Raw genomic sequence first — 25914 nt, forward strand, 5'->3', positions numbered from 1 at the left:
AAACGGCCAGGAAACCGTTTCAGTGTGTATCGAGCGCGGCGCGAATCGGTTGCAGGAAACCATGCACACGGTGGGCGATGTCATCCGCTTCCGTGGCCCCCGCCAACCGCTCGACCAGCGCGCTGCCTATCACTACCGCATCGGCAAACCCGGCGATGGCCTTGGCGCTTTGCGCATCGCGCACCCCGAAGCCTACCGCCACCGGCGCCTTGGCACGGGCCCGGATATCCGCCACGCGGGCGGCGATATCCCCGGTACTCAAGTGACCCGCACCAGTGATGCCAGCAAACGACACATAGTACAGGAAACCCTCAGCCATCCCGCACAACCGCGCCATACGCTCGGGTGCAGTGGTCGGCGCCGCCAACAGGATCTGCTGCAAACCCGCCGCCTTGAGCGGTGCCAACACGGCGGACTCTTCCAGCGGGCAATCGACCAGCAGAACGCCGTCCACACCGGCGGCAACGGCCTCCTGCGCGAAGCGCGCGTAGCCGTGAATCTCCACCGGATTGAGATACCCCATCAGCACCACCGGCGTATCGGCATCGCGCTGGCGGAAGGCGGCGACACAGGCCAGCACGTCCGCCAGTCCCACACCCTTGGCAATGGCTCGCTCGCTGGCGTGCTGGATCACCGGGCCATCGGCCATCGGATCGGAAAACGGCACACCCAACTCGATCAGATCGGCACCGACATCGACCAGGGCATGCATCAGCGCCACCGTGTGCTGGGGAGCAGGATCACCAGCGGTGACGAAGGGAATCAAGCCAGTACGGCCAGCGGCTTTCAGCGCGGCGAAACGACGGTCGATGCGGCTCATACCTGCACTCCTTCGCGGGCAGCGATCGTATGCACATCCTTGTCGCCGCGACCGGACAAGTTGCACAGCACCAGCCGATCTTTCGGCATCTCGCGGGCCAGCTTCACCGCCTGTGCCACGGCGTGGCTGGACTCCAATGCGGCGAGGATGCCCTCGGTGCGCGCCAGCAGATGGAACGCCTCCAGCGCCTCGTCATCGGTCACGCCGACGTACTCGGCGCGGCCGGCATCCTTGAGAAAGGCGTGCTCGGGACCGACGCCGGGATAGTCGAGCCCGGCAGAGACCGAATGCGTCTCGGTGATCTGGCCGTTGTCGTCGCACAGTACATAAGTACGGTTACCGTGCAACACGCCCGGGCGGCCCGCGGCCAGCGAGGCGGCGTGGTGTCCCGTCTCGATACCCTCGCCTGCCGCCTCCGCCCCCACGATGCGCACATCGGCGTCGTTGAGGAAGGCGTGGAACAGGCCAATTGCGTTAGAACCGCCACCGACGCAAGCGGTCAGCACATCAGGCAGACGGCCGTACTGCTCTAGCATCTGCTCGCGCGCCTCACGGCCCACGATCGCGTTGAAGTCGCGCACCATCATCGGATACGGATGCGGACCAGCCACGGTGCCGATGATGTAGAAGGTGTCGGCCACATTGGTGACCCAGTCGCGCATCGCTTCATTCAGCGCGTCCTTCAAGGTCTTCGAGCCGGACGTCACCGGCACCACCTCAGCACCGAGCAGTTTCATGCGGTAGACGTTGATCTTCTGTCGCTCGATATCCACCGCGCCCATGTACACCACGCACTTCAAGCCGAAGCGCGCCGCCACTGTGGCGCTGGCCACTCCGTGCTGGCCGGCGCCGGTCTCGGCGATGATGCGCGGCTTGCCCATGCGCTTGGCGACCAGGGCCTGGCCGATGGTGTTGTTGATTTTGTGCGCGCCGGTGTGATTGAGATCTTCGCGCTTGAGCAATATCTGCGCGCCACCGACGTGTTTCGACAACCGTTCTGCGTGATAGATCGGGCTGGGACGGCCCACGTAGTACTTGAGGTCGCGGTCCAGCTCGGCGATGAAGTCGGGATCTTCGCGCAGGCGCAGGTAGGCCTCGGTCAATTCGGCCAGCGGCGCCATCAGGGTCTCGGCGACATAGCTGCCGCCGTAATTGCCAAAGCGCCCGTGTTCATCAGGCCAGCGATGGTAGTCCTGGGGAATCGTCATGCGGGTTTCCTGTGCGAAAAGCTGTTATCGAGCCGATGCCATCGATGAGGCGGGCGAGCCCTAAGTTATCGCGAACGAAGCATCCGGAAAAGCGATAAGATCGCTACTACATGTCAGAAAAACTCACATGAAGACCATCCGCGACCTGCCACCACTGAATGCCTTGCGGGCCTTCGAGGCCACCGCCAGGCTGGAAAGCGTGAGCCGCGCTGCGCAGGAGCTGCATGTCACGCACGGCGCGGTCAGCCGACAGCTTCACGCCCTGGAGGACGCTGTTGGCCAGCCCTTGTTCGTCCGCCAGGGTCGTGGACTCGGCCTGACCTCGGCCGGTGAGCAACTGCGCGACAACGCCACCGATGCCTTCGAGCGCTTGCGGGATGGCTGGGCCAGCCTGCGCCGTGGAAGCGAACAGGCACCCTTTGTGCTGGCCTGCCCTGGCAGCCTGCTGGCCCGTTGGGTGATACCCCGTCTCGATCAGCTCGGTCGCGACCTGCCTGAGTTGAAACTGCATCTGGCCGCCCAGGAAGAACCCTTCTCGCCCGCTTTGAGCAGTTTGGGCGCCGCACTGATGCTGGCCAGCCCGCCGTTCCCTGTTGCCTGGCAGGTGTACGAACTGGCGCCGGAGTGGATCGGTCCGGTGGTCAGCCCCCGCTATGCCGGCATGGTGCCTCTGCAGACGCAGCCTTCAAGCGTGCTGCAACAGGAACTGCTGTTACACACCACCTCACGCCCCCAGGCCTGGCCGGACTGGGCTCAAGCCGAAGGCATCGCGTTCGATTCGCTGCATTACGGCCAGGGCTTCGCCCATCTTTACTATCTGCTGGAAGCCGCGGTAGCCGGGCTCGGCGTCGCCATCGCACCACGACAACTGGTCGCTGACGATCTCGTCGCCGGTCGTCTGCTCGCGCCCTGGGGGTTTCAGCAGACCACAGCATCGTGGATTCTCGCCGCGCCACGGCGCGGCAATGACAAGCGCCTCGACGCTCTGGCGAACTGGCTGCGCCAAGCCCTGGCCAGCGACCGGCCTAGCTTGCCGTAAAAGCATCCTGGCGTATGGCCTGAATAAAAGCCCTGAGCTTGGCGGCATCCTTGATGCCCGGTGCCGATTCGACACCGCTGGCGACATCCACCGCCCACGGCCGCGCGATGCGCACGGCCTCCGCCACGTTGTCCTGAGTGAGACCGCCCGCGAGAATCAGCGGCTGTGCCAGATCCTTCGGCATCAGTGTCCAATCGAAGGCCTTGCCGCTGCCCCCGGCCTCGCCAAGACCATGGCCATCCAGCAACAACCCGGCAGCGCCGGGATAGTCACGCAGACGCGGCAGGGCCGCCGCACCCGCACCCATCGCAATAGCCTTCAGGTAACGGCGCCCGAATTGCCCACACCAGGCATCGTGCTCGTCACCGTGGAACTGCAACAGCTCGGGCTGCACCGCGGCGATGACGTCTTCCACATAGGCCTCCTCGTCATCCATGAACAAGGCCACGGTATCGACGAACGGCGGCAGCGCCTGACGTATCGCTTTCGCCTGGGCGATCGACACGCAGCGTTTGCTGCGCGAGGTAAACACCAGGCCGATCGCATCTGCCCCGAGGGTGGCGGCAAGCAGCGCATCTTCTACGCGGGTCATGCCGCAACATTTGATGCGCGTCATGAGGCAACCTCGATCAAGCGTGGTTCGGGCAAACAGACTTCGGCCGGCAAACCCCAGTGGACGGGATAACGCGGCCCCAGAAAGGTAAGACCGGATGCCGGTGCCGTTGGGCCGGCCAGGTGACGATCGCAGCCAGCCAGCAGCTCGGCCATCCATCCCACCGGCTTTTCGCCACGGCCAATGAGCAGCAATGAACCCACAATATTCCGCACCATGTGATGCAGAAATGCATTCGCCTCGATATCGACAAACAACTGTTCGCCTTCACGCCGCACGCTCACCTCCAGCACCGTGCGGCGCGGATGCGCGGCCTGGCACGACAGTGCGCGAAATGCGCTGAAGTCGTGCTCGCCGCACAATCCCTGCGCGGCCTTGTGCATCAATTCGGCATCGAGTGGCAGACGCTCCCAGGTCACATAGCGGGCATCCAGCGCCGCGCGCACCGGTCGATTGAGGATGTGATAACGGTAACGCCGGCTGCGCGCGGCATAGCGCGCGTGGAACTCTGCCGCCACCGGTTGCGCCCAAAGCACCGCCACGCTATCAGGCAAATTGGAAGACACGCCTAGCATCCAGCCACGCATATCACGCCGCGCCTCGGTATCGAAGTGCACGACCTGGCAGCGACCGTGCACGCCGGCATCCGTGCGCCCCGCGCAGCTGATCTCGACCGGATGGGCGGCGACCTTTGATAGCGCCCGCTCCACACTTGCCTGGACACTGGCATCGGTTTTCAGCCGCTGCCAGCCGCAGAAGTCAGTGCCGTCGTATTCGATGCCAAGGGCGATGCGCATGACGTTCGGTACAAGCTCGATAAATGACGGACAAGATTAGCAGGTCGCTCCTGCGCATCCTGCGCTCGCGACACTGGACCATCCCTGGTCGGCGGCCGCCAATAAAGTCGGGCCGGCAAAGGCCGGCCCGACAGTGAGTGCGTTACGTATCGTGAAAGGTCAGCCCAGCGTTTCCAGCAACCGCTTGGCGACATCCTGCTGAATTTGCGTACCTTCCTTGATCACTTCATCGAGCATGGCGCGAGCGCCGTCGGCATCGCCCATGTCGACATAGGCACGGGCCAGATCGAGTTTGGTATCGACCGGATCATCGTTGAAATCATCCAGGCCATCATGAGCCCTGCTGCTGTCGTGCGCGCTGTCCCTGTGCGCTACAACCGGCTCCTCGAACTGCCAGCTTGAGCCTGGTTTGACCGGATCCGCGGAAGAAAGCTCAGCATGCGAATCCGACGCACTGGGCGGAGCAACCGGCTTGCCGGTTTCCGGTTCGCCACCGGGTGGGTTCACGCGACCGGGCGTAGTCAAATCGAAATTGAAATGGTACTCACTGACCGTCTTGGAAGATGGCAATGGTGGCATCGCCGGCGGGACTTTCGTCGCAGGCGCCTCAACTTCTGGCAGCGCTGCATCAGACGCATAGTGATCGAGGTCGAACGCACGACGCGCTTCGTTCATTTCGTGCGGCGGCAACTCGACGTGGTGATCGAAGAGCGGATGGCCCGGCGCGAGATCCTCGCCCATGTGCAGAACGTCCTGCCATTCATCCTGATCGGTATCGGTGATATGCGCATGCATCGCTTCAGCAGCCGCTTCGAAGTGATCGACATCGCGACGCGAGTAATACAGCGTAACCAGCTCCAGATGCAGGTCGATATCGTCAGGATGTTCGGCCAACTGGTCCAGCAACTCGTTCTGATCGATGTCACTCGGGTCGTGCCCGATCGACTCCGAGCCGAAACGGTCAGCCAACGAGGACGATGACTGCCCGACCGGGGAGGATGCCTTGCGCCGGCGCCCCAGCAAGGCCAGCAGGATCAACAGCACAATCGCACCAGCGCCTGCAGCCCACGCCTGCGTATACCAAGGCTCGTCGTTTACTACGGGCGCAGGGCTAGGCTTGATCACCGGTACGGGTTTGACTGCCACGGGAGCGCTGGCTGCAACCACTGGCGTCGCGATCGATTTCACGGAGCTTGATGCGACCGGCGCGGCGCCGGCAGTGGACGTTGCCGAGACCGGTGCCGCAGCCGTGCCAGCAGCAGCCACCGTCGTCGTGGCTATCGGCTTCGTCACCGGAGTTGCCGCTACGGCCGGAGCACTCGCGGCGGCCGCGATAACGGGCGCTGACTGTGCCGGCAAACCCGCCGCCTTGCGCGCGGCGGCAAGCTTGTTCTGCAGATCGGCTATCTCGCTGTCCTTGAGGGACAACAGATGCTCGTTCTTGCTGTTGATATCGTTCAAATCCTGCAGGCGCGTTTTCAGATCCGTGCTCTGCTGCTGGGCGCTGGCCAGGCTTTCTTGCGTGCGCTGCAGATCCTGACGCAAGCCGGACGTCGCTTTATCGCCCTTGCCACCCGCCCTGCCACCCTGGTCGGCTGAACCCTGCTGATCACTGGCGGATACGAGTGCCAGACGATCGGCTGTACTGTTTGCCGTCGAGGTCGGTGCACTGGACGAACGCGTTGCCGCATCTGCCACGGCGGTGGATTTGCCGACCCGGCCGGCACGCCAGTCGCTGTTCTGCCGCTGCACTTCGGCGATGGCGGCGGCGGCGGCTAGCGTCTGTGCCTCGGAAGTGGTGGGAATACGCAAAATGGCGCCGCGCTTTAGCGCATTGATATTGTCGCGATAGAACGCATCCGGATTGGCCTGTTTCAGCGCGATCAGCATCTGGTTCATGCTCACGCCGGAGCCCGGCGCCGTGCTGCGCGCAATCGCCGACAACGTTTGCCCGCTCTCGACCGGGCCATACTTGCCCTTGTCGGCGGTGGCTGAGGCCGACTCTGTTTTCGGTTCGGCTGCAGGGCGCCTCGGTCGGGGGGCTGCAGTTTCAGTTGCCGAAGATGTCGCGGCAGTGCTGCGCGCCGGATGGCTTGACGCCAAATGCGTTGATGGCTGGGATGCTGCAGCCACCGCACTGCCCGGCTGCGAATTGGGTGGATCAAGCAGAATGGCAAACTCGCGAACGCTTTTGCCCGCGTGGCCATCCACTTCGATCAACAGATCGAGATAGGGGTCGTTCACCGCTACCGTGCTGGTAATGCGGATGACCGATCGGCCGCCGTTGGTGACGACGCTGAAACTCAGCGGCACGGTAGGTCGCCCACCCACGATGCCAGCCCGGGCAAAGTCCTCGTTCGAGGCCAGTTGCGCAGTCAGCCCCTTCAAATCCGCCGGAGTGGCAGCATTGATCGGGATTTCAGCCAGCAGTGGCTGCCACAACGCCGATTTGACCTGGATCTGACCCATGTCCAGCGCCAGCACCTGGCTACTACCCAGCGCCAGCGCCACCAGCATCGACAACTTCAACGAACGATTCATTTGCGTGTTCCCCCGAACGACTCTTAACGCCACTAGATTAAAGTCGCCATCGCGGCGGCGAACGCTCCAGACGCGGAGCCACTTTAGTTACATGCATGCCAATCAACAATAGCTGAAACGACCACTTGCAGTACATTCCTGTAGTTCGTTCTCGCTCTACAGCACACTTCAGCGATGTCCAACCGCCGGTTTTGTGTGCAACGCCTGCAACTCCTGCAACTCCTGCTGCATTTTGGCAATGGTTTGATCCTGCTGCTGCAGGCGTTGACTGGCTTGCTTGCTGTCCGATTCCTGCTTCGCCACCGTGTCCTGCAACTGCCTGACCTGGGCCTGCTGCTGCTCAAGCTGCTGTTTGGCCTGTGCCAACGACGCCTGCGTTGCTGCGGCAGAATGGGTCTGGTGCGCCTGCCCCTGACCGCCGCCAGCCCAGGCGGCGGACGAAACCATCAGCAAAACCAGACCAGCGACTTTCCAATCGCGCACTCCGACCACACCTGCCATCACAGGTAATCCTCGATCAACTTTTCGGCAATCTGCACGGCGTTGAGTGCCGCACCCTTGCGGATATTGTCCGAGACAATCCATAGATCCAGGCCGCGTTCGTGCGAAATATCCTCGCGGATACGCCCGACGTATACGGCGTCGTTGCCGGCGGCCTCCCCCACCGGCGTCGGATAACCGCCCGGCTTGCGCTCGTCCATCAACACCACACCTTCGGCCTGTTGCAACAGTTCACGCGCCTGCTCGGCGGTGATCTTGTCGGTCGTCTCGATATGCACCGCCTCGGAGTGACCGTAAAACACCGGCACGCGAACCGCGGTCGGATTGACCTGGATCGACTCATCTTCCAGAATTTTACGGGTCTCCCAGACCAGCTTCATTTCTTCCTTGGTGTAACCATTCGGCTGAAACTCGTCGATCTGCGGGATGACATTGAACGCGATCTGTGCCGGGAATTTCTTGCCCGGGTCGACGCTTTGGAAATTCAGCAGCGCAGCGGTCTGCCGGCCAAGCTCCTCCATGCCCTGACGACCGGCACCTGACACCGACTGGTACGTCGCCACGTTGATCCGCTCGATCTGCACCGCACGATGAATCGGTGCCAGCGCCACCAGCATCTGCATGGTCGAGCAGTTGGGGTTAGCTATGATGCCGCGGCGCGTGTAGTCAGCAATGGCATGCGGATTGACCTCGCTGATCACCAGCGGCACGTCATCGTCGTAGCGAAACTCCGAAGTATTGTCGATCACCACGGCACCGGCCGCTGCCGCACGTGGCGCGTGCTCGCGGCTGACCGAACCGCCGGCCGAGAAGAACGCGATATCGACCCCCGTGAAATCGTAGGTATCGAGCAGCTGAACCGTCACCTCTTGGCCTGCATACGTGACTTTGCCACCGGCAGATCGCTCGCTCGCCAAGGGCACCAGCTCGCTGACCGGAAAATCACGGCTGGCCAGAATCGCCAGCAACGTTTCACCGACGGCGCCCGTCGCACCGACCATTGCCACTTTGTAACTGCTCTTTTTACTCACTGATCTTTTACCTGCGATTCCAGTTCACGAGAGGTTCGATATAAAAATTGATGGCCGATAAAACGCAGATCCATCCAAACCGTCGTCGCAGAATATACGAGTGGGCGTTTGGACGGCTACGTGTCTCATCACTTTCCCAACACTTCGGTATTGATCGGGCTTGGTGGATGCCCTGCCTGCAGTCCGTGGCCTAGCGCCGCGATCAGATTGTCGGCTGCCAGTGTGGCCATTGCGTGGCGCGTTTCTTCGGTCGCGCTGCCAAGATGCGGGCTGAGCACGGCATTCTCGAGCGCCAGTAAATCGGGGTGCACCGCCGGCTCACCTTCGAATACGTCCAGCCCCGCAGCCGCCAGTCGGCCCTCACGCAGCGCTGCGGCCAGCGCCACATCATCGACGATGCCACCGCGCGCGATGTTGACCAGCACGGCTTGCGGTTTCATCAGCGCCAGCTCCAGGGCACCGATAACGTGCCGGTTTTCCGAAGTGAATGGCAGCACCAGGATCAGATGATCGGACTCACGCAACAGCGTGGACTTTTCAACATATCGCGCCTTGCAGGCTTCCTCGATATCGGCCGGCAGGCGATGACGGTTGTGATAAATCACCGGCATACCAAAGCCCGCCGCACGTCGCGCAATCGCTTGACCGATCCGGCCCATGCCGAGGATGCCCAACGTCTTGCCGTGTACGTCGACACCAAGCCAATCGTCAAAGCGCATGCCATTCCACTGCCCCGCGCGCAGCCAGCGTTCGGCTGCACCGACGCGACGCGAGGCGGCCAGCATCAATGCCCAGGCGTAATCGGCCACGCTCTCGTCGAGCACCCCGGGTGTATTGCACGCAAGCACGCCAGACTGAGTCAGCGCGGGAATATCCAGATTGTTGTAACCAACGCCCAGGTTGGCGATGGCCTTCAATCGCCGATTGCCGTCGAGCACCGAGGCATCCACGCGATCGCTACCGCCCACTATGGCGCCATCGAAATCGGCAAGCGTGCCTTTCAGCTGTTCGGCCGAGCGTTTCTGGTCGACCGTCTCTGCCACGACGTCGAAATATTGTTCGAGCCTGGTCACGATATCGGGGAAAAGTGGCCGAGATATCCACACGCGTTGCCGCTTGCTCATCCAGCAAATGCCTCCTCAATAGCCCGTCGACCCATAAAAATTCCCGACCGCATCAGGGAATCCTGGGCTCGACCGTACCGACATCTCCGCACTGCGCGCGATGACGCAGCGCATGATCGATCAGCACCAGTGCCATCATCGCCTCGGCGATCGGCGTGGCACGGATGCCGACACAGGGATCATGGCGACCCTTGGTCACGACCTCGGTTGCTTCACCTGCTGTGTTCACGCTGTGACCGGGAATCAGGATGCTTGAGGTCGGCTTCAGAACGATCGATGCTGTCACCGGCTGCCCGCTGCTGATGCCGCCGAGAATGCCACCCGCGTGATTGGACGTAAAGCCGTCCATACGCATCTCATCGCGATGCTCGCTGCCGCGCTGATTCACGGCGGCGAAGCCGTCACCAATCTCTACTCCCTTGACCGCGTTGATCGACATCAGCGCGCTGGCCAGATCGCTGTCGAGCTTGCCGTAGATCGGCTCGCCCCAGCCCGGGGGCACGCCATCGGCCACCACGTTCACACGCGCGCCGACCGAGTCACCGGACTTGCGCAGCGCGTTGATAAACATCTCCAGCTCGGCAACCTGCGCGGCATCGGGCCAGAAGAAGGGATTCTGCTCCACCGCGTCCCAATCGAAAGCCCTCGGCGTGATCTCGCCGATCTGGGCCAGATAGCCGCGCACGCGCACGCCATAACGCTCGGCCAGCCATTTCTTGGCGATCACGCCCGCAGCTACCCGCATTGTGGTCTCGCGCGCGGAAGAACGACCGCCGCCGCGCGGATCACGGATACCGTACTTCTGCCAATAGGTGTAGTCGGCGTGACCTGGACGAAACGTCTGCGCGATATCGCCGTAATCCTTGCTGCGCTGATCGGTATTGCGAATCAGCAGCCCAATCGGCGTGCCGGTAGTCTTGCCCTCGTAGACGCCGGACAGGATTTCCACGTCGTCCGCCTCGTGTCGCTGCGAGGTATAGCGGCTCTTGCCAGTGGCGCGCCGATCCAGATCGCGGCGAAACTCTTCCACCCCGATCGGCAGCCCAGGGGGGCAGCCGTCGATTACACAGCCTATCGCCGGCCCGTGACTTTCGCCAAAGGTGGTGACAGTAAAAATCTTGCCGAAGGAATTGCTGGACATGGCGCCTGGATGCCGTTGAAAACCGTGACAGCTTAACCGCGATGAGGTTTTGCTGTGCAGCAGGCCTGCCACTCCCGATCGAGCATAGCGTAGATCACATCATCGGCCCACTCGCCATCCATGCGCAGGCTTTCACGAAAATGCGCTTCCTTGCGCATGCCGACACCCTCGAGCAGCTTGATACTGGCGTGATTGCGCGGGTCAACCGAACCAAACACGCGATGCTTGTGCAAACTGTCGAAGACGAAGCCCAACACGGCATTCAGTGCCTCGGTCGCAATGCCTCGCTTCTGATAAGAAGGCGACAGGCTGATACCCAGTTCGACAGCTGCCTCGGCATCAGCCACGAAATGCAAGCCAACATCACCAATCAGCTCGTCGGTACGGCTCCATCGGATAGCCCGCTGGAACCAGGTTCCCGGTGTATCCGGCGCAACCGCGTGACAGGCCTCGATAAAGCGACGCGCGTCGTCCACGAATGCTGGCCGCCAGCCCTGGTAACGACTGACCTCGGGATCGGCGCGATAGCGAAACAGCACCTCGGCATCTTCGCGGCGCAGCCCGTCGAGCCGCAGTCGTGTCGTAGTCAGCTGCATTGCCGTCGCCTGCCAGTTGCCGGCAGATCAACCAGGACGTCGATCCGCCGCCGCGCGAATTGCATCGGCATGCTCAAGCAGATCGCGCCGCTCGATCGCAAATACGCCCATCGCGCCAACCTTGAACTCGATCCACACGAAGGGAATTTCGGGCAGCAAAGCGGATAGCGCGTGCTCACTCTCGCCAACCTCGACGATCAGCAAGCCATCCTCGGTGAGGTAGTCAGCCGCCTCATTGAGCATGCGCAAACAGAGGTCGAGACCGTCTTCGCCGGAGGTCAAGCCGAGCTTCGGCTCATGCCGGTACTCGCCCGGCAACGCGGTGTATTCGTCCTCGGTGACATACGGTGGATTGGAGACGATCAGGCTATAGCGTTGGCCTTTGACGCCGGCAAAGAGATCTGACTGGATCGCATTGACACGGCCTTCCAGGTGCTGGAACACGATGTTTTCCCGCGCCAGCGACAGCGCGTCCTCGCTGATGTCGACGATGTCGACCTGCCACTCCGGGTTGTACTCGGCCATCGCGATGCCGATGCAGCCCGAGCCGGTGCACAGATCCAGCGCGCGCTCGATGTGGCGATCGTCCAGCCACGGTGCAAAGCGCGACTCGATCAGCTCGGCGATCGGTGAGCGCGGCACGAGTGCCCGGCGATCGCTCTTGAACTTCAGTCCCGCAAACCAGGTTTCGCCGACCAGGTAAGCCACCGGCAAACGCTCATTGATGCGTCGGTCGATCAACGCCAATACGTTTTCGCGCTCATCCCTGGTCAAGCGGCCGGCGCCGTAAGCCGGGGGAATGTCCGGCGGCAGATGCAGACTGGCCAGCACCAGGTGCGTGGCTTCGTCGATCGGGTTGTCATGGCTGTGCCCGAAGGTAAGCCCGGCGGCCGAGAAGCGACTTGCGCCATAGCGGATGAAGTCGATGATCGAGGCAAGTTCGGCAGTCACGGAGAATCCTGGGCATACGCGGTCAAGGGCGGGCAGTATAAAGCCAGCGACCCGGATCGCCCGGCTTGCTTATACTGGGCGGATGACCTTCAAAATCATCCTCCAGTATGTGCTGCCCCACCGCGCGTTGTCGCGAGTGGTTTATTGGGCTACGCGCTGGACGTTTGCGCCGTGGAAAAACTGGCTGATCAGCACCATCGTGCGCAATTACCAGGTCAACATGACCGAGGCGGTCCAGCCCGATCCGTTGGCCTACCAGCATTTCAATGCCTTCTTTACCCGCAAGCTGCGCGCCGACGCGCGGCTTGCGGATGCCGATCCAGCCACCCTGCTCTGCCCAGCCGATGGCCGCATCAGCCAGTCCGGCGACATCGTCGAAGGACGGATCTTTCAGGCCAAGGGCCACGACTACACCGCCGCCGAGCTGCTGGGTGACGAAGCCGCCGCTGCGCCTTATCGCAACGGTCGCTTCGTCAACGTCTACCTCTCACCGCGCGACTACCATCGCGTGCACATGCCGCTGGCCGGGCGACTGAAGGAGACCGTACACGTGCCAGGTCGCATTTTCAGCGTGGCGCCATTCGCGGTGGAGGCGATCCCCCGGCTATTTGCGCGCAACGAGCGGCTGGTTTGCCATTTCGAAGGCGAGCATGGTCCGTTCGTACTGGTGATGGTCGGTGCGATTCTGGTGTCATCGGTGGCCACGGTGTGGGACGGCCTGGTGATTCCGCCCTATGCGTCATCGATCCGCCGCAAGTCGTTCGAGGGCCAGAACATCACGCTGGAACGTTTCGCCGAGATGGCCCGTTTCAATATGGGCTCCACGGTGATCCTGTTGATGCCTGAAGGCATGGCGACACTGGATACCCTGCAACACCAGCAACCGGTGCAGGTTGGCCAGCGGATCGGCTCCTGCTGAAATCGTCCACGCGTGTATGCAAGATCCTGCTGCCAAATTCAGCCACTCATCGCGTGATGACGCAATACGTCATTTTGTGACGTTCTAGGCGCAATCGCGTATAGTCCTCTACTACGATCACCGCCAGCCGCGCAGCGATGCTGCCTTGCCGTTGATCATCAAGGGGAACTCATGCGATTACTCACACCCGTCATCGTGATGATGCGCGCGCGCCAGCTGGCCCGCCAGTTTCGCGGCATCGAGCGCAGCGTCCGCGCACTGCCGGAACGTAGTCGGCCCCGCATGAGCATGTTGGCTTTGCGTGAGATCGGTCAGGCATCACGCACCGAGTTTCCACATTTGTATGGCACCGCGCCGGAAGCGCGCTATCTGCCATGGGGTCAAGGCACCGAGGCGGGTTTTGAGCGCGCATGCTCGAACAATCCGGAGGTCGCCATGCGTGGCATCGCCTTATGGCTGGCCGTGGCGTATCACGAAACCAAGAATTCGCCGCACGCACGCCTGCAACCGCAGTACCGTCAGCTGATGCAGCTGCTGCGGGAAATAAAAGAGGTTCGCACCAGCGGGGATACCGTCGACAGCTGGATGCAGTCAAGTCAGGCGGCCTGACGTAACCGCTGCCTTCGATAATTTGTCAGCTCTTCACTAAACCTGCTGGCTCAACGGCAATCCGGCAGTTTGAGGGTTTGTCCGACACTGATCGAGTGGTGCTTCAGTCCATTGATGTCCGCGACTTCCTGCACACTGGAACACTGCAGTTTGCGCACCACGCTGGCGAGCGAATCACCACGACGGACCTTGTAAACCTTGTAGCGGCGTTCGGCTTTCGCCACCGGCGCAGGCGCTGCCGGGGTGTACGCCACCGTCGGTATGACCGCCGTATGCAGATCATTGGCGAGAATCGGCCACGGGCCATTGACGCAGCGCGAGGCATAGACTTTTTCCAGTGGTTTGGGTACTTGCAGCTGGCTGCCGGCGGGTTGCTCGACCTGCGGATCAAGCCTTGGATTGAGATTGCGCAGCGTGCGGAACCAGCCATCGCTCATGCCATAGGACGAACCCAGGCATACGGTGAGCTCGGACAGTGAAGTCATGCGCTGCAGGATGATCTTGCCCGGTACGCCATCCACTTTCGGAAATTTCAGGTTGTAGCTGTCCGGGTGCAGAAACAGCCACGCCGCCGCAAGCACCGATGGCACGTAATCGCGGGTTTCCTGCGACAACTGGTTGTAAACACGCGGGTCGTAGAAGCTCACCGACGTATCGTCGCCCACCAGTCGTCGCATGCGGCCCTCGCCACCGTTGTAGGCCGCGATGGTCAGCTCGAGATTGTTGTTGAACTGGCCCAGTTGCTCATTGATGTACTCGGCGTTGGCCCGGGCAGACTCCGCTGGATCGTAGCGCAGGTCGAATCCGTCGTCGCTGGTCAGTCCGAAACGCGTGCCGGTGGCGTACATGAACTGCAGCGGCCCGGCGGCACCCGAACGCGACACCGCATGCACCTTGCCGCCAGACTCCTTGGCCATGATGCCGAACAGTAGCGCCTCGGGCAGATCAGCGCTCTCATACTGCGGCCACATCTCAAAGCGCATGTACTGATAATTGACGTAGGCATCCATCAAAGCCGGGCGCCATTGGGTGAGCCACATCTCCAGCGCCGCCTTGACCGGCCCGTTCATCGCGATCAATTCGGACAGTTTCTGTCCGTGCAGCAGGGTCACACTGCGCTGCGCCTCGGGCAGGCTGGCTGCGCCGGTCTTCCCGGTAGGCAGCGCGGCCTGGGACGGATCGACATCGCTATCCAGATCCTGATCGCCGCCAAAGTCACCATCCTTCAGCCGCAGCAAGCGATCGAACACCGAAAAGAACCGCTGTGAATCGCATCCCGGCGTCGTGCCGCAGTGCGCAGCCGCCGCTTTCAACTGATCCAATGACTGCGTCAGTGTCAGCTGCGATGCCTGCTGGTTGCCCTCGCGCGACTGCTGCAGCGCGACCTCGTAACCCTTGCTCGCCTGGTCGAGCTGCGCATAAAGCGCATTGACCGAGGCACTGGGCTTGCCTGCCGCTGACGGCGCGCTTGCACAGGCGCCGAGCAGGGTCATGGCAGCGGCGAGAGGCGCGATACGGAGGTAGCTGGAGAGTACCGACATGGGGGATTTCGCTAGCTGCAAAGTGTCCACCATAGCCGGCGCTGCGATCCGACTCAACGACCACGGATACGCGACAGCATGAGCATGGTCGCTACAATCGGTTGGCCACCCACGGATGCAAAACACATGATGGAAGTCTTGATCGACAGCAATGATCGCACCTGCGTGAGCATGGCCCCTCCATCCAGCATGGGGGCAACCCTGCTCGGACACGCACTTGAATTGAGCGATTCCGGGAAGTGTGTTCTCCAGATCATTTCCGTCGAACGCCGCATTGGCAGCCAGCTGGGCCAGCAAATTCCGAACGGCGTAATGAATTACATCGTCGACGACAAGCGCTGAGTCACGCATGCCACGTATCGAAGTTGCCTCCGTAGATGCACCCTTCCCCGAACGCCTGCGCGGTGGCTTCGGCTATCCGTTGCGCGGCTCCGGATTGGCCACCTGTGTCGCACTGGCACTTATCCATTACGTGGGGCTGCTGCCGTCGTACATCGGCGCGCTGGCCAGCATATTCGTGTGGGCTGCTACCTGGCGCTATGCCGCCACCTGTCTGCTACACACGGCCAACGGCTATGCCGATCCGCCGGATGTCGGCGTCGAAAGCAGCGATACCAGCGCCTGGGGGCTAGTCGCGATCCATCTGCTGGTGGTCGCCTTTTGCGTGATCGCCATCGTGTTCTACCCGCACTTGCTTGTGCCTTTTCTCATCCTGTTTGCACTGGTGCTGCCGGCCATCGACATGTCACTGGCGTTCGACGGCAATATGGCACTGGCGATCAACCCGTTGAATTGGGCTCGCGTGATCGGTGCCTTTGGCAGCGCGTACCTGATACCCGTAGCGATCAATCTGCTGCTGGGCATCACGATTGTAATCGCCTCGGTCACCACGGCCCTGCTGCCGCAATTACTGGCGTTGCCGCTGTTCGCATTCGCAAGCACTTACCTCGCGGTGCTGGCCTTTCATCTGATGGGCGTGATGATTCATCAGCGCCACGAGCGCTTCGGGCTGGAGCCGGAAGCGCCAAAGCTGGCGAAGATCGGCGGACAGGATGCTGACGAGGATCTGCTGGCAGAAGTCGACGCACTGGCGCCACATGACACGGTAGCGGCCACTTCCTTGCTGGTCGCACGAATGCAGAATCGCGTGGCGCCGACCTCGCTTCACCTGGCGTATCGAAGGCTGTTGCAACAACAGGGCTTTCGCGACGGGTTGCTGGTCCACGGTCAGATCTGGATGGCCTCGCTGATCGCCCAGGGCGAAGCCAAGCGCGCACTGGGGGTGCTGCAGGAGTGTTGCGGCATCGATGCGGACTTCATTCCCGACGACCCGCGCACGTGCGCCGAGCTTGCCGATCTGTCGGCAAGACTGAGCATGCGCCGTATCGCACTGCACCTTTGCCGCGGGTTTCTCAACGCGTGGCCGCGGGATACGCAGACACCCCATATCGGCATGCTCGCCGCACGCCTTCTGGCTGAAGATCCGGAGCAAAAAAGCGAAGCAGCCCGACTGCTGGATACGCTGGAATCGGCGTGGCCGGACCACCCGCTGCATGCCGAGATCGGGCTGCAGCGATCGCGATTGGCGCGCACTCCATGAGTCGCTGGCGTCCGCCCTCACCCAGCTCCACCGCGATCATCACCCGCGAAGGTTTCGAGCGACTGAAGGCCGAACTCGACCACTTGTGGCACGTGCTGCGACCGCAAGTGGTGAAGGCGCTGGCTGCTGCCGCGGCCGAAGGCGACCGCTCGGAAAATGCCGAGTACATCTACCGCAAAAAACAGCTGGGCGAGATCGATCGGCGCGCCCGCTACCTGAGCAAGCGCATTCCGGATCTCAAGGTGGCCGAAGGATCACCAGGTGATCGCGGCCTGGTGTTTTTTGGCGCCCGTATAGAACTGGAAAACGTCGATACCGGCGAGATCCTGCACTACCGCATTGTCGGCCCCGACGAGACCGACGCAAAACTCGGATGGATCAGCATTGATTCGCCGCTGGCGCGGGCGGCACTGAAGCGACGTACCGACGATGAAATCAATGTGGAATTGCCGGGTGGTCCGGCGGCGTTCGCCATCATCGACATCAGCTATAACGCCAACTGATATAGAAGTATGACTAGCGCCAGACCCGCCCACCGCACACGATGAGAGCCTACTTGTTGCTGCCGTCTTCAAACTGCTGCTGCAACGCGGCAATCTGCGCTTCGTGCGCTTCGTAAAAGCTCACGTTGGCCGGGTTGATGCGGTTCTTGTCCATGTACTTCGCTGCCTCCGGATTGCTTTTCGCCTGTACCGCAATACCTGCATTCGCCAATGCAAAGTTGGCCACCAGAAATTCGCGCGGCGTGAATCCGTACTTCTGCAGCAATGGCAGGATGCGCTTGTCCTCAGCTACGGGTACGTTGGCCAGATCGTCCAGACTATGCACATTCGAAAAATCCTTCGGCGGCGGTGGGCTGATGCCCTCCTCGTGCACTTCCTTGACGGCAGCAGCGAGCCGCTTGAAGTTATCCTCGTTCAAGTTGTAACTCTCGATCGCCTGCTTGTCGGCAGCCGAAAACACCGGCACCTGCTGAGCCTGCGCCCACAGCGGCGCGAGCAACAGCATGCCGCCCAGCAATGCCAGCAGCGAATACATCAGGCGCTTGCGTAAAATCGTATGTGTTTTCATCAAACGCTCCTCGGTGGCTTCAGGTGAACGCAGAGCCTAACATCGCCACCTTTTGCGAGTATGAGTTTGCGACAACTTTCGATTCAGCAACTGCAATACACACCTCACGTGTGCGAGATATCAGCCCAGGCAAGATCAAACCAGGCGCATGGCTTCGGGATACTGACGGTCCAGTCGCCGTGGCTGATAGCAGACGGTGGTGCGGTGAAACGCCTCGTCGTCGTTGTCGGCACGCCATCCCGGGATCCCCGAGAGCGGCAATGGCCGCAACTCCAGCGGATCGCAGAGAAGTTGCCCTGCGGCAATCGCCTCGATGCACGCACGACGGACATCGATCATGTCCACCTCGCATGCCGCATGGAACGCCAACGCCTTGCCCACCAGAAGCTTGTCCGGGCTCAGCGCATGCTCGAGCAGCGCGTGGCCAAATACCTCCACTTGGATCGCACCGTCCAGCCACGCCTGCCGCTGTCGCCAGAACAAGCCGTACCAGTCGTGCGCATCCCACAGCGCCAGCAGCGCGGGATCGCGCACGACAACAATCACGCCAGCTTCGTCAAAATGGGTCATCGCGTACTGCGCACGCGAGCGCAGCTTTGGCCCCATCCGTGCGATTTCCGCCATCTGGCGCTGATTCAAGGATTGCTTGAGCTCCGGGTAGCGTAGCCAGATCAATGCATTGAGCAGATCATGCCAGTTGCCTTCGCGGGTCGCGACCTCGCCGCGTTCGGCGATACGCTGTTCGTAGTGCATGCCATCGGCCAGCAGGGCCGGTGTTTGCGCCACGAAGCGGATGGTCGCTTCATTCAGTAACGCGTCGTTGAGTCCATCGATAGACGGCCATTCGTCGCCTTCGAGCAACGCGGCATGCTCATGCCACGCGGCCAGCGGCTGCCGCGCAAACATCGCCGGATCGACAGCTTCGCGCGGCGGCGCGTGGTAACGCATGGATCAGCCGACGAGACGCGCGTGCAGATCGTGCTCGTCGGCTGACTCGACCAGCACCTCGACAAACTGACCAGGCCGCAGCTTCTGGCCATCAGCAAAGTTTTCGTATGAGATCAGCACCGTGCCATCAATCTCCGGCGCATCGGCCGCCGAACGCGCGATCGCACCGTTCTTGCCGACTTCATCGATCAGCACCTTGATCGTGCGGCCAATCTTCTGCTGCAGCTTGGCCGCGGAAATTTCGGCCTGCACCATCATGAACTGCTCGAGACGATCCTCCTTCAGCTCTTCGGAAACCGGATCGGGCAAGTCGTTGGCCTTTGCACCGTCCACCGGGGAATAGGCGAATGCGCCCACGCGATCGAGCTTCGCTTCACGCAGGAAATCGAGCAGTTCCTCGAACTCCGCATCGGTTTCGCCGGGAAAGCCTACAATGAAGGTGCTGCGAATGGTGAGATCCGGCACGACCTTGCGCCAGTTATTGATGCGCTCCAGCGTGCGATCGATATTGCCGGGACGCTTCATCAGTTTCAGGATGCGTGGGCTGGCGTGCTGGAACGGAATATCCAGGTACGGCAGCAGCTTGCCCTCCGCCATCAACGGCATGATTTCGTCGACGTGCGGGTACGGATAGACGTAATGCAGCCGCGACCACACGTCCAGCTCGGACAGCCCTTCGCACAGCTCCGTCATGCGCGTGCGATAGCTCTTGTCGCGCCACTGGCGCTCGACGTATTTCAGATCCACGCCATACGCGCTGGTGTCTTGCGAAATGACAAGCAGCTCTTTGACGCCACCTTTCACCAGCCGCTCGGCCTCTAGCAATACTTCATCGACCGGGCGGGACACCAGGTTGCCGCGCATCGACGGAATGATGCAGAAGCTGCAGCGGTGATTACAGCCTTCGGAAATCTTCAGATAGGCATAGTGCTTCGGCGTGAGCTTGACGCCCGTATCGGGCACGATGTCGAGAAACTTGTTGCGCATCGGCGGCAGCGCCTTGTGCACCGCGGTCATCACGCTGGCGTAGTCCTGCGGCCCGCTGATCGACAGCACGTCGGGGTACGCTTCACGGATCAGGCTCTCACGCTTGCCGAGGCAGCCGGTAACGATCACCTTGCCGTTCTCGTGCAGTGCTTCGCCGATTGCGTCCAGCGATTCCTGCACAGCCGAATCGATAAAGCCGCAGGTGTTCACCACCACCGCATCGGCCGCGTTGTAGCTGGGTACGATCTCGTAGCCCTCGACCTTCAGCTGGGTGAGGATACGCTCGGAATCGACCAATGCCTTGGGGCAACCAAGGCTGACGAAACCGATTTTTTGCGTGCTGGCGGAAGGGCTGGCAGAAGTGGACATAAGCTGGAAACGTTGATGACAAGTCTGCCTATTGTACCCCGCGCGCCGCGTGCATCGGCCGTAGCACCTTGCGACGACGAATGCCTAACATGCCGGGGTGACACTTCGGGCTAGACTTTGCACGCACGAATCACCTCTCGACTGGCACGTTATCCCCGCTGTTCGGCGTGCCCGCCACCTCTCCCGCAACCACTATCCGAGGACACTCATGGGTCAGTTCATCAAGCTTGAAAGCGGCAACACCACCATCGACGCCTATCTCGCCGAACCCGCCGGCCCGTCCAAGGGCGGCGTGGTGGTTATCCAGGAAATCTTTGGCGTCAACAGCCATATCCGCGACATCACCGATCGCTTCGCGCAGGCCGGCTACACCGCGATCGCACCGGCGCTGTTCGATCACGAGAAGAAAAACGTCGAGCTGAATTACGACGAGACCGGCATGAAAACGGGCATCGAACTGGTCAGCAAGCTCGGCTTCGACAAACCGATCCAGGACGTGGAAGCAGCAGCCAAGCGCATTGCGAGTGCCGGAAAAGTCGGTACGGTGGGCTTCTGTTGGGGCGGCAGCGTCGCCTATCTGTCAGCGATCAAGCTTGGCCTGCCGGGCGTCAGCTACTACGGTGGCCGCAACATCATGTTCGTCGACCAGAAGGCCAAGGCACCCCTGCTGTTCCACTACGGCGAGCGCGATGCGCATATCAGCGCAGACGACCGCGCCAAGGTGCAGGCCGCCAATCCCGACGCCGGGTTCTACGTTTACGATGCCGATCACGGCTTCAATTGCGACCAGCGCGGCAGCTACGACGCTCCCAGTGCCAAGTTGGCCATGGAGCGCACGCTGGCCTTCTTCGAGAAGAACCTGGCCTAAGAGCCTGTTTACGGTCTCGACGCATGATCGATCAACCCTTCGCACTCGACCCACGACTGGCAGCCGACACGGTTGCCGTGGCATCGTTGCCGCTGTGCGAAGTGCTGCTGATGAAGGATGCCCGTTATGCGTGGCTGGTTCTGGTGCCACGTCGCAGCGGCCTGTCCGAAATCACCGACCTGGCTGCCGACGAACAAGCCTTGCTTTGGCAGGAAGTGAATCGCGCCACCGCCGCACTGCAAGCGGTGGCGCCTTGCGACAAGCTCAATCTTGGCGCACTCGGCAACATCGTGCGCCAGCTCCATGTTCACCTCGTCGCTCGCATTGAAGGCGATGCCGCGTGGCCGGGACCGGTGTGGGGCAACGGCAAAGCCGAAGCCTACGAAGTACAAACACTGGCCGCACGTGTTGAGGCGCTGCGACACGTCCTGACCAACGCGGCGGATTAAGCAGGCATGCCCCCTGCCATCCAGTGTGAGGCGATGGCGGAAGACGCCCTGCTGCTGCGATTCGGTGACACCATCGACCTTGCCATCAACGCTCGCGTGCATGCAGCCGCCAGCCATCTGCGACAGCGATGGCCTGAGCTGGAATGCGTGCCGGCTTACGCCAGCCTGCTGCTGCGTTTTGATCCAAATGAGTGGTCGAGCACCAGTGGACGCACGCCGCATCAGCGACTTGGCGATGTTGTGCAGGATGCGTTGAATAACCTATCCACCGAGTCGGTGGACACGCGACTGGTAGACATTCCGGTGCACTACGGCGATACCGATGGCCCTGATCTCGTCGAAGTAGCGGCGATCACCGAGCTTTCGATCGACGAAGTCATCGCGCGTCATTGCGCCACCGAATATCGTGTGGCCATGCTTGGCTTTGCGCCGGGCTTTCCTTATTTGTTGGGACTGGATCCCGCGCTGGCAGTACCTCGCCGCACCGATCCGCGTCAACGCGTGCCGGCTGGCAGCGTGGCGATCGGTGGCAGCCAGACTGGCATTTATCCCAACGAACTACCCGGCGGCTGGCAACTGATTGGACGCACGCCGCAGCGGTTGTTTGATGTCACCGCCGATACTCCATCATTGCTGGCTGCCGGCGACCGCGTGCGATTCCACGCCATCGATGAAGCCACCTTCCAGCAGCTTGCCGCGACAAAGTCACGATGAGCGTCACCGTCATCAAACCGGGGCTATCCAGCACGCTGCAGGACGCAGGGCGCCCAGGATTTGCCGCGCTTGGCGTGGGACGTGCGGGTGCGATGGACGGACCTGCCTGGCAATTGGCGAATGCGCTGGCAGGAAATCACCACGGCGAGGCAGCGATCGAATGCACCTTGGTCGGCCCGACGTTACATTTTTCTCAACCCGCCGTGATCGCGCTGACGGGTGCAGCGATAAGTGCATATATAGACGGTCGATCGATCCCGATGTGGACACGCTGCCAGCTTCCCGCCGGCAGCGTGCTGCAGCTTGGCGGCATGACGGTTGGCTGCCGCAGCTATCTGGCCGTGCGTGGCGGCTTCGACGTCAGGCCAATACTCGGCAGCCGCAGCAGCGATCTGCATGCAAAGCTCGGCTATGCGCACGGCCGCGCCCTGCGCGCCGGCGACGAGCTGCCGTTAGGCATCGCAACACCGTTGAGATGGTCGCACGACATGGAAGACGTGCACTGCCTGCCGTGGAGCATCGATCCGCATCCCTGGTTCGACTTCGCATTCCAGCCGCTGGCACTGTTGCCCGGCAGCCACTCGAAGCTGCTGGACGACAGCTCGCAGCAGCTATTGAATAACGGAAAATTCGTCCTGCGCAAGGACAGCAACCGCACGGCTAGCCGTCTGGACGGCCATACGTTGCGCCTTCGCCGGTCGCTGGAACTGATCTCGGAGGCGACGCTGCCCGGCACACTGCAGTTGCCACCGTCCGGGCAGCCCATAGCACTATTGGCCGAAGCTCCGGTGACCGGCGGCTATCCGCGTATTGGCCAGATCGCGGCTGTCGATTTGCCGCGCTTGGCGCAACGCCGCCCCGGCGATACCGTATGCTTTCGTCAGACCACGCTGGATGAGGCCAGCTTGCGCCAAGCCGGGCAGCAGCAGCGCCTGACACGCCTGCTCCGCACACTGACTGAAAGGCTGGAACATTCTCGATGGAAACGGTTGCCATGAAACGCATCGATCTGAACTGCGATCTCGGCGAATCCTTCGGCGCCTGGCGCATGGGCGACGATGATGCTCTGCTGGCGCTGATCAGCTCGGCCAGCATCGCCTGCGGCTTCCATGCCGGCGACCCCGACATCATGCAATACACGGTGACCCAGGCCATGGCCCATGGCGTGGCGATCGGCGCACATGTCTCGCTCCCTGACCTGCAGGGTTTCGGACGCCGCGAGATGCGCGTCACGCCGGCCGAGGTGCACGCGATGACGCTATATCAGATCGGCGCCCTGCACGCCTTTACCCAGGCCGCCGGCACACGGCTGGCACACGTAAAACCTCACGGCGCGCTCTACAACATGGCTGCGCGCGATCCGGCACTGGCCGAAGCGATCGCCCGCGCCGTGCAGCAGTTCGATCCGCAGCTGCGCCTGTTCGGCCTGGCCAATTCCGCGTTAATTGATGCGGCCATGACCATCGGTTTGCCGGTGGCGGCCGAGGCTTTTGCCGACCGACGTTACTGCGCCAATGGTTCGCTACAGCCACGCGGCGAAAGTGGCGCCGTCATCGAGGATGTTGCACAGGCGACCACGCAAGCCATCGGTATCGCCCAGGACAACAGCGTCGCTGCCACCGATGGCAGCCGCCTATCGCTGCATGCCGACACCTTGTGCCTGCACGGCGACGGCGCGCATGCGCTGACCTTTGCCAGTCAGTTGCGTGAAGCACTGCAGGCAGCGGGCTTGCGTATCGCCGCGCCCGGCGCCGTCTGATGTCGTTCGCATACATCACCGGCACATCTATCATCGAAACAGTCCCATGAACTATTGGCCACTACTCGGTATCGCGGTAATCGTGATCGGGTTTCTGTTGCGCTTCAATCCGGTGCCGGTGGTGGTTTGCGCGGCGCTGACCAGTGGCCTGCTGGCAGGTTTGACGCCGCTGGCATTGCTGGCACTGCTGGGCAAGAGTTTCGTTTCCAGCCGCTTGTTGCTGCTCTATGTATTGACGCTACCGGTGATCGGCCTGCTTGAGCGCGCGGGGCTACGCGAACACGCGCAACGCTGGATCGGTCGGCTGCACGGATTGAGCCTGGCACGCCTGTTGACGGGTTACCTGTTACTGCGGCAGGTGCTTGCGATGTTCGGCCTGACCGGTGTCGCCGGTGCGGCACAAACCGTACGCCCGCTGCTCGCACCGATGAGCGAAGCGGCAGCGGAAAAGATTCTGCCCGAGCTGGACAGTGCAGACCGCGATGAAGTGCGCGCGATAGCTGCCGCCACCGATAACATCGGCCGCTTTTTCGGTGAGGACGTCTTCATTGCCTTGGGTGCCGTGCTGCTGATCCAGGCGTTCTACACCCAGCACGGGATTGAGTTAACGCCACTGTCGATTGCCTTGTGGGCCATGCCGACAGCCATTGCCGCCTTCGTGATTCAGTCGGTGCGCGTCTGGCTGTATCAACGTCAGCTGCAACGTCGTGCTGCCAACACGCGCAGCGAAAGGACGAACTGAGCATGTTGCGTGTCGAATACGCCTACTGGTTGATCGCTGCCTTTCTGCTTTACGCGGGACTACGCAATCTGTTGGAGCGCCGAGGTTGGCGCGCACTGTTCTGGTTGTTGCTGGGTGCACTATTCGCCGGCGGCGACGAGGTGCTGGCGCAGCAAGCCGCTGGCAATGCGCTGCCGGCAGAACTGGCTGGCGGCGGTGTGATCCTGCTCGCCCTGCTGGCGCCGCAACTGCGACGTACCCCGCACGCGGAAAACGTCAGCAGCGAACATCGCGTGCATTCGGCGATACGGCTTGGCCATCGACTGTTCGTGCCAGCTCTGCTGATTCCCGCAGTGACTCTGCTGGTCGCGCTGTTTGGTTCTCATCTGTCGATTGCTGGCTACGCCGTGTTCGCCAAACCACAGATGACGCTGATCGGATTGGCCTTGGCATGCGTAATCGCACTGTTTGCTGCATCACGCGTCACCCGTTCATCGATGCCTGAAGGATTGATCGAAGGCCGACGCCTGCTCGACGCCATTGGCTGGGCTGTCCTTTTACCGCTACTGCTCGCCGCGCTCGGCGAAGTGTTTACCCAGAGTGGCGTTGGCGCTGCCATTGCCGGGCTGGCCAGCACCGTATTGCCGACCGGTAGCGCACTGGCCTGCCTGCTGGCGTTCGCACTGGGCATGGTGGTGTTCACCGTGATCATGGGCAACGCGTTCGCGGCTTTCCCAGTGATGATGGCTGGTATCGGACTACCTCTGCTGATCCAACAGCACGGAGCCAACCCGGCAATTCTCGGCTCGATGGGTATGTTGTGTGGCTACTGCGGCACATTGATGACGCCGATGGCAGCCGACTTCAACCTGGTACCCGCTGCGCTGCTGGAACTGCGTAGCCCATACGGCGTCATTCGTGCGCAGCTCGGCAGCGCGCTGGCGATTCTTGCTGCAAACATTCTGCTGATGTATGTGTTCGTGTTCCGCTGATTCAA

The 25914-nt window shown here is 61.8% G+C and carries 28 protein-coding genes; 13 read left to right on the top strand and 15 right to left on the bottom strand.

The features are described from left to right. Window positions 1-19: 19 nt before the first annotated feature. Together trpA and trpB are read right to left on the bottom strand one after the other, a co-directional pair. Window positions 20-820, bottom strand: a complete 801-nt coding sequence (gene trpA / locus HDE79_RS15950) for a tryptophan synthase subunit alpha (protein WP_184603232.1) — start codon at window positions 818-820, stop codon at window positions 20-22. Continuing rightward, window positions 817-2028, bottom strand: a complete 1212-nt coding sequence (gene trpB / locus HDE79_RS15955) for a tryptophan synthase subunit beta (RefSeq protein WP_184603234.1) — start codon at window positions 2026-2028, stop codon at window positions 817-819. The genes trpA and trpB overlap by 4 nt, the downstream gene beginning before the upstream one ends. 127 nt (window positions 2029-2155) lie before the next feature. Between trpB and HDE79_RS15960 the strand changes: the two genes are divergently transcribed. Continuing rightward, window positions 2156-3067, top strand: a complete 912-nt coding sequence (locus HDE79_RS15960; protein WP_184603236.1) for a LysR family transcriptional regulator — start codon at window positions 2156-2158, stop codon at window positions 3065-3067. Here the strand turns inward: HDE79_RS15960 and HDE79_RS15965 are convergent. The 9 genes from HDE79_RS15965 to prmB form a co-directional block, all read right to left on the bottom strand. Continuing rightward, on the bottom strand, window positions 3054-3683 hold the full coding sequence (locus HDE79_RS15965) for a phosphoribosylanthranilate isomerase (RefSeq protein ID WP_184603238.1): 630 nt from the start codon (window positions 3681-3683) through the stop codon (window positions 3054-3056). The genes HDE79_RS15960 and HDE79_RS15965 overlap by 14 nt on opposite strands. Further along, window positions 3680-4477, bottom strand: a complete 798-nt coding sequence (truA, locus tag HDE79_RS15970) for a tRNA pseudouridine(38-40) synthase TruA (RefSeq protein WP_184603239.1) — start codon at window positions 4475-4477, stop codon at window positions 3680-3682. The genes HDE79_RS15965 and truA overlap by 4 nt, the downstream gene beginning before the upstream one ends. Window positions 4478-4636: 159 nt before the next feature. Next, window positions 4637-7018 carry a FimV/HubP family polar landmark protein gene (locus HDE79_RS15975; protein ID WP_184603241.1) on the bottom strand — a complete coding sequence of 794 codons (2382 nt, stop codon included), beginning with the start codon at window positions 7016-7018 and terminating at the stop codon, window positions 4637-4639. Between the two features lie 168 nt (window positions 7019-7186). Continuing rightward, entirely contained in the window at window positions 7187-7519 is a 333-nt protein-coding gene (locus HDE79_RS22020) for a hypothetical protein (RefSeq protein ID WP_255488455.1), read from the bottom strand. Further along, complete coding sequence (locus HDE79_RS15985) at window positions 7519-8550, bottom strand: aspartate-semialdehyde dehydrogenase (RefSeq protein ID WP_184603246.1); 1032 nt, start codon at window positions 8548-8550, stop codon at window positions 7519-7521. Before HDE79_RS15985 ends, HDE79_RS22020 begins: the two co-directional genes overlap by 1 nt. Window positions 8551-8678: 128 nt before the next feature. Further along, complete coding sequence (locus HDE79_RS15990) at window positions 8679-9674, bottom strand: D-glycerate dehydrogenase (protein ID WP_184603248.1); 996 nt, start codon at window positions 9672-9674, stop codon at window positions 8679-8681. 52 nt (window positions 9675-9726) lie between these two features. After that, entirely contained in the window at window positions 9727-10815 is a 1089-nt protein-coding gene (aroC, locus tag HDE79_RS15995) for a chorismate synthase (protein WP_184603255.1), read from the bottom strand. A 32-nt stretch (window positions 10816-10847) separates the two neighbouring features. Beyond that, the gene (locus HDE79_RS16000) at window positions 10848-11411 is read right to left on the bottom strand and encodes a GNAT family protein (protein WP_184603256.1); all 564 of its coding nucleotides are present in this window, start codon (window positions 11409-11411) and stop codon (window positions 10848-10850) included. A gap of 27 nt (window positions 11412-11438) precedes the next feature. Then, the gene (gene prmB / locus HDE79_RS16005) at window positions 11439-12362 is read right to left on the bottom strand and encodes a 50S ribosomal protein L3 N(5)-glutamine methyltransferase (protein WP_184603258.1); all 924 of its coding nucleotides are present in this window, start codon (window positions 12360-12362) and stop codon (window positions 11439-11441) included. An 82-nt stretch (window positions 12363-12444) separates the two neighbouring features. Between prmB and asd the strand changes: the two genes are divergently transcribed. Beyond that, entirely contained in the window at window positions 12445-13281 is an 837-nt protein-coding gene (gene asd, locus HDE79_RS16010) for an archaetidylserine decarboxylase (protein ID WP_184603260.1), read from the top strand. Window positions 13282-13452: 171 nt separating this feature from the next. Further along, window positions 13453-13890, top strand: coding sequence for a hypothetical protein (locus tag HDE79_RS16015; RefSeq protein ID WP_255488456.1), 438 nt, complete (start codon window positions 13453-13455; stop codon window positions 13888-13890). A gap of 50 nt (window positions 13891-13940) precedes the next feature. On the opposite strand, the gene HDE79_RS16020 is transcribed toward HDE79_RS16015, so the two are convergent. Beyond that, window positions 13941-15431 (bottom strand): transglycosylase SLT domain-containing protein, encoded by a 1491-nt coding sequence (locus HDE79_RS16020; protein ID WP_184603262.1) that lies wholly within the window; start codon window positions 15429-15431, stop codon window positions 13941-13943. A 78-nt stretch (window positions 15432-15509) separates the two neighbouring features. Between HDE79_RS16020 and HDE79_RS16025 the strand changes: the two genes are divergently transcribed. From HDE79_RS16025 to greB, 3 genes are read left to right on the top strand one after another with little or no spacing between them, the layout of a single operon-like run. Beyond that, window positions 15510-15773, top strand: coding sequence for a hypothetical protein (locus HDE79_RS16025; protein ID WP_184603264.1), 264 nt, complete (start codon window positions 15510-15512; stop codon window positions 15771-15773). Between the two features lie 7 nt (window positions 15774-15780). Next, a complete protein-coding gene (locus HDE79_RS16030; protein ID WP_184603266.1) occupies window positions 15781-17031 on the top strand; it encodes a hypothetical protein in 1251 nt (416 codons plus the stop codon). Next, the gene (greB, locus tag HDE79_RS16035; RefSeq protein ID WP_184603268.1) at window positions 17028-17534 is read left to right on the top strand and encodes a transcription elongation factor GreB; all 507 of its coding nucleotides are present in this window, start codon (window positions 17028-17030) and stop codon (window positions 17532-17534) included. The genes HDE79_RS16030 and greB overlap by 4 nt, the downstream gene beginning before the upstream one ends. A 49-nt stretch (window positions 17535-17583) precedes the next feature. On the opposite strand, the gene HDE79_RS16040 is transcribed toward greB, so the two are convergent. The 3 genes from HDE79_RS16040 to rimO form a co-directional block, all read right to left on the bottom strand. Further along, a complete protein-coding gene (locus tag HDE79_RS16040; protein ID WP_184603270.1) occupies window positions 17584-18102 on the bottom strand; it encodes a hypothetical protein in 519 nt (172 codons plus the stop codon). Window positions 18103-18237: 135 nt separating this feature from the next. Continuing rightward, window positions 18238-19050 (bottom strand): DUF3025 domain-containing protein, encoded by an 813-nt coding sequence (locus HDE79_RS16045; RefSeq protein ID WP_184603272.1) that lies wholly within the window; start codon window positions 19048-19050, stop codon window positions 18238-18240. Window positions 19051-19053: 3 nt separating this feature from the next. After that, a complete protein-coding gene (rimO, locus tag HDE79_RS16050; RefSeq protein WP_184603274.1) occupies window positions 19054-20406 on the bottom strand; it encodes a 30S ribosomal protein S12 methylthiotransferase RimO in 1353 nt (450 codons plus the stop codon). A 208-nt stretch (window positions 20407-20614) separates the two neighbouring features. Between rimO and HDE79_RS16055 the strand changes: the two genes are divergently transcribed. From HDE79_RS16055 to HDE79_RS16085, 7 genes are read left to right on the top strand one after another with little or no spacing between them, the layout of a single operon-like run. Next, window positions 20615-21274 (top strand): dienelactone hydrolase family protein, encoded by a 660-nt coding sequence (locus tag HDE79_RS16055; protein WP_184603276.1) that lies wholly within the window; start codon window positions 20615-20617, stop codon window positions 21272-21274. Window positions 21275-21297: 23 nt separating this feature from the next. Then, entirely contained in the window at window positions 21298-21723 is a 426-nt protein-coding gene (locus HDE79_RS16060; RefSeq protein ID WP_184603278.1) for an HIT family protein, read from the top strand. A 6-nt stretch (window positions 21724-21729) separates the two neighbouring features. After that, entirely contained in the window at window positions 21730-22437 is a 708-nt protein-coding gene (gene pxpB / locus HDE79_RS16065) for a 5-oxoprolinase subunit PxpB (RefSeq protein WP_184603286.1), read from the top strand. Next, window positions 22434-23435, top strand: coding sequence for a biotin-dependent carboxyltransferase family protein (locus HDE79_RS16070; protein ID WP_184603288.1), 1002 nt, complete (start codon window positions 22434-22436; stop codon window positions 23433-23435). The genes pxpB and HDE79_RS16070 overlap by 4 nt, the downstream gene beginning before the upstream one ends. Further along, the gene (locus HDE79_RS16075; RefSeq protein WP_184603289.1) at window positions 23432-24196 is read left to right on the top strand and encodes a 5-oxoprolinase subunit PxpA; all 765 of its coding nucleotides are present in this window, start codon (window positions 23432-23434) and stop codon (window positions 24194-24196) included. Before HDE79_RS16070 ends, HDE79_RS16075 begins: the two co-directional genes overlap by 4 nt. A gap of 46 nt (window positions 24197-24242) precedes the next feature. Further along, window positions 24243-24938 (top strand): DUF969 domain-containing protein, encoded by a 696-nt coding sequence (locus tag HDE79_RS16080; RefSeq protein WP_184603291.1) that lies wholly within the window; start codon window positions 24243-24245, stop codon window positions 24936-24938. A gap of 2 nt (window positions 24939-24940) precedes the next feature. Then, a complete protein-coding gene (locus HDE79_RS16085) occupies window positions 24941-25909 on the top strand; it encodes a DUF979 family protein (protein ID WP_184603293.1) in 969 nt (322 codons plus the stop codon). The last annotated feature ends 5 nt before the right edge of the window (window positions 25910-25914 follow it).

This window comes from Rhodanobacter sp. MP1X3 (genome assembly GCF_014207165.1).
Taxonomy (GTDB): domain Bacteria; phylum Pseudomonadota; class Gammaproteobacteria; order Xanthomonadales; family Rhodanobacteraceae; genus Rhodanobacter.

What these genes read in the sequence shown, in the direction of transcription:
- HDE79_RS16070 (WP_184603288.1), top strand. Translation starts at nt 22,434, where the DNA reads ATGAGCGTCACCGTCATCAAACCGGGGCTATCCAGCACGCTGCAGGAC.
- rimO (WP_184603274.1), bottom strand. Translation starts at nt 20,406, where the DNA reads ATGTCCACTTCTGCCAGCCCTTCCGCCAGCACGCAAAAAATCGGTTTC.
- asd (WP_184603260.1), top strand. Translation starts at nt 12,445, where the DNA reads ATGACCTTCAAAATCATCCTCCAGTATGTGCTGCCCCACCGCGCGTTG.
- HDE79_RS16045 (WP_184603272.1), bottom strand. Translation starts at nt 19,050, where the DNA reads ATGCGTTACCACGCGCCGCCGCGCGAAGCTGTCGATCCGGCGATGTTT.
- trpA (WP_184603232.1), bottom strand. Translation starts at nt 820, where the DNA reads ATGAGCCGCATCGACCGTCGTTTCGCCGCGCTGAAAGCCGCTGGCCGT.
- HDE79_RS16020 (WP_184603262.1), bottom strand. Translation starts at nt 15,431, where the DNA reads ATGTCGGTACTCTCCAGCTACCTCCGTATCGCGCCTCTCGCCGCTGCC.
- HDE79_RS22020 (WP_255488455.1), bottom strand. Translation starts at nt 7,519, where the DNA reads ATGGCAGGTGTGGTCGGAGTGCGCGATTGGAAAGTCGCTGGTCTGGTT.
- HDE79_RS16025 (WP_184603264.1), top strand. Translation starts at nt 15,510, where the DNA reads ATGAGCATGGTCGCTACAATCGGTTGGCCACCCACGGATGCAAAACAC.
- HDE79_RS15990 (WP_184603248.1), bottom strand. Translation starts at nt 9,674, where the DNA reads ATGAGCAAGCGGCAACGCGTGTGGATATCTCGGCCACTTTTCCCCGAT.
- pxpB (WP_184603286.1), top strand. Translation starts at nt 21,730, where the DNA reads ATGCCCCCTGCCATCCAGTGTGAGGCGATGGCGGAAGACGCCCTGCTG.
- HDE79_RS15960 (WP_184603236.1), top strand. Translation starts at nt 2,156, where the DNA reads ATGAAGACCATCCGCGACCTGCCACCACTGAATGCCTTGCGGGCCTTC.
- HDE79_RS16000 (WP_184603256.1), bottom strand. Translation starts at nt 11,411, where the DNA reads ATGCAGCTGACTACGACACGACTGCGGCTCGACGGGCTGCGCCGCGAA.
- HDE79_RS16060 (WP_184603278.1), top strand. Translation starts at nt 21,298, where the DNA reads ATGATCGATCAACCCTTCGCACTCGACCCACGACTGGCAGCCGACACG.
- greB (WP_184603268.1), top strand. Translation starts at nt 17,028, where the DNA reads ATGAGTCGCTGGCGTCCGCCCTCACCCAGCTCCACCGCGATCATCACC.
- HDE79_RS16075 (WP_184603289.1), top strand. Translation starts at nt 23,432, where the DNA reads ATGAAACGCATCGATCTGAACTGCGATCTCGGCGAATCCTTCGGCGCC.
- aroC (WP_184603255.1), bottom strand. Translation starts at nt 10,815, where the DNA reads ATGTCCAGCAATTCCTTCGGCAAGATTTTTACTGTCACCACCTTTGGC.
- HDE79_RS15965 (WP_184603238.1), bottom strand. Translation starts at nt 3,683, where the DNA reads ATGACGCGCATCAAATGTTGCGGCATGACCCGCGTAGAAGATGCGCTG.
- HDE79_RS16055 (WP_184603276.1), top strand. Translation starts at nt 20,615, where the DNA reads ATGGGTCAGTTCATCAAGCTTGAAAGCGGCAACACCACCATCGACGCC.
- HDE79_RS16040 (WP_184603270.1), bottom strand. Translation starts at nt 18,102, where the DNA reads ATGAAAACACATACGATTTTACGCAAGCGCCTGATGTATTCGCTGCTG.
- HDE79_RS15975 (WP_184603241.1), bottom strand. Translation starts at nt 7,018, where the DNA reads ATGAATCGTTCGTTGAAGTTGTCGATGCTGGTGGCGCTGGCGCTGGGT.
- trpB (WP_184603234.1), bottom strand. Translation starts at nt 2,028, where the DNA reads ATGACGATTCCCCAGGACTACCATCGCTGGCCTGATGAACACGGGCGC.
- truA (WP_184603239.1), bottom strand. Translation starts at nt 4,477, where the DNA reads ATGCGCATCGCCCTTGGCATCGAATACGACGGCACTGACTTCTGCGGC.
- HDE79_RS16015 (WP_255488456.1), top strand. Translation starts at nt 13,453, where the DNA reads ATGCGATTACTCACACCCGTCATCGTGATGATGCGCGCGCGCCAGCTG.
- HDE79_RS16085 (WP_184603293.1), top strand. Translation starts at nt 24,941, where the DNA reads ATGTTGCGTGTCGAATACGCCTACTGGTTGATCGCTGCCTTTCTGCTT.
- HDE79_RS16030 (WP_184603266.1), top strand. Translation starts at nt 15,781, where the DNA reads ATGCCACGTATCGAAGTTGCCTCCGTAGATGCACCCTTCCCCGAACGC.
- HDE79_RS16080 (WP_184603291.1), top strand. Translation starts at nt 24,243, where the DNA reads ATGAACTATTGGCCACTACTCGGTATCGCGGTAATCGTGATCGGGTTT.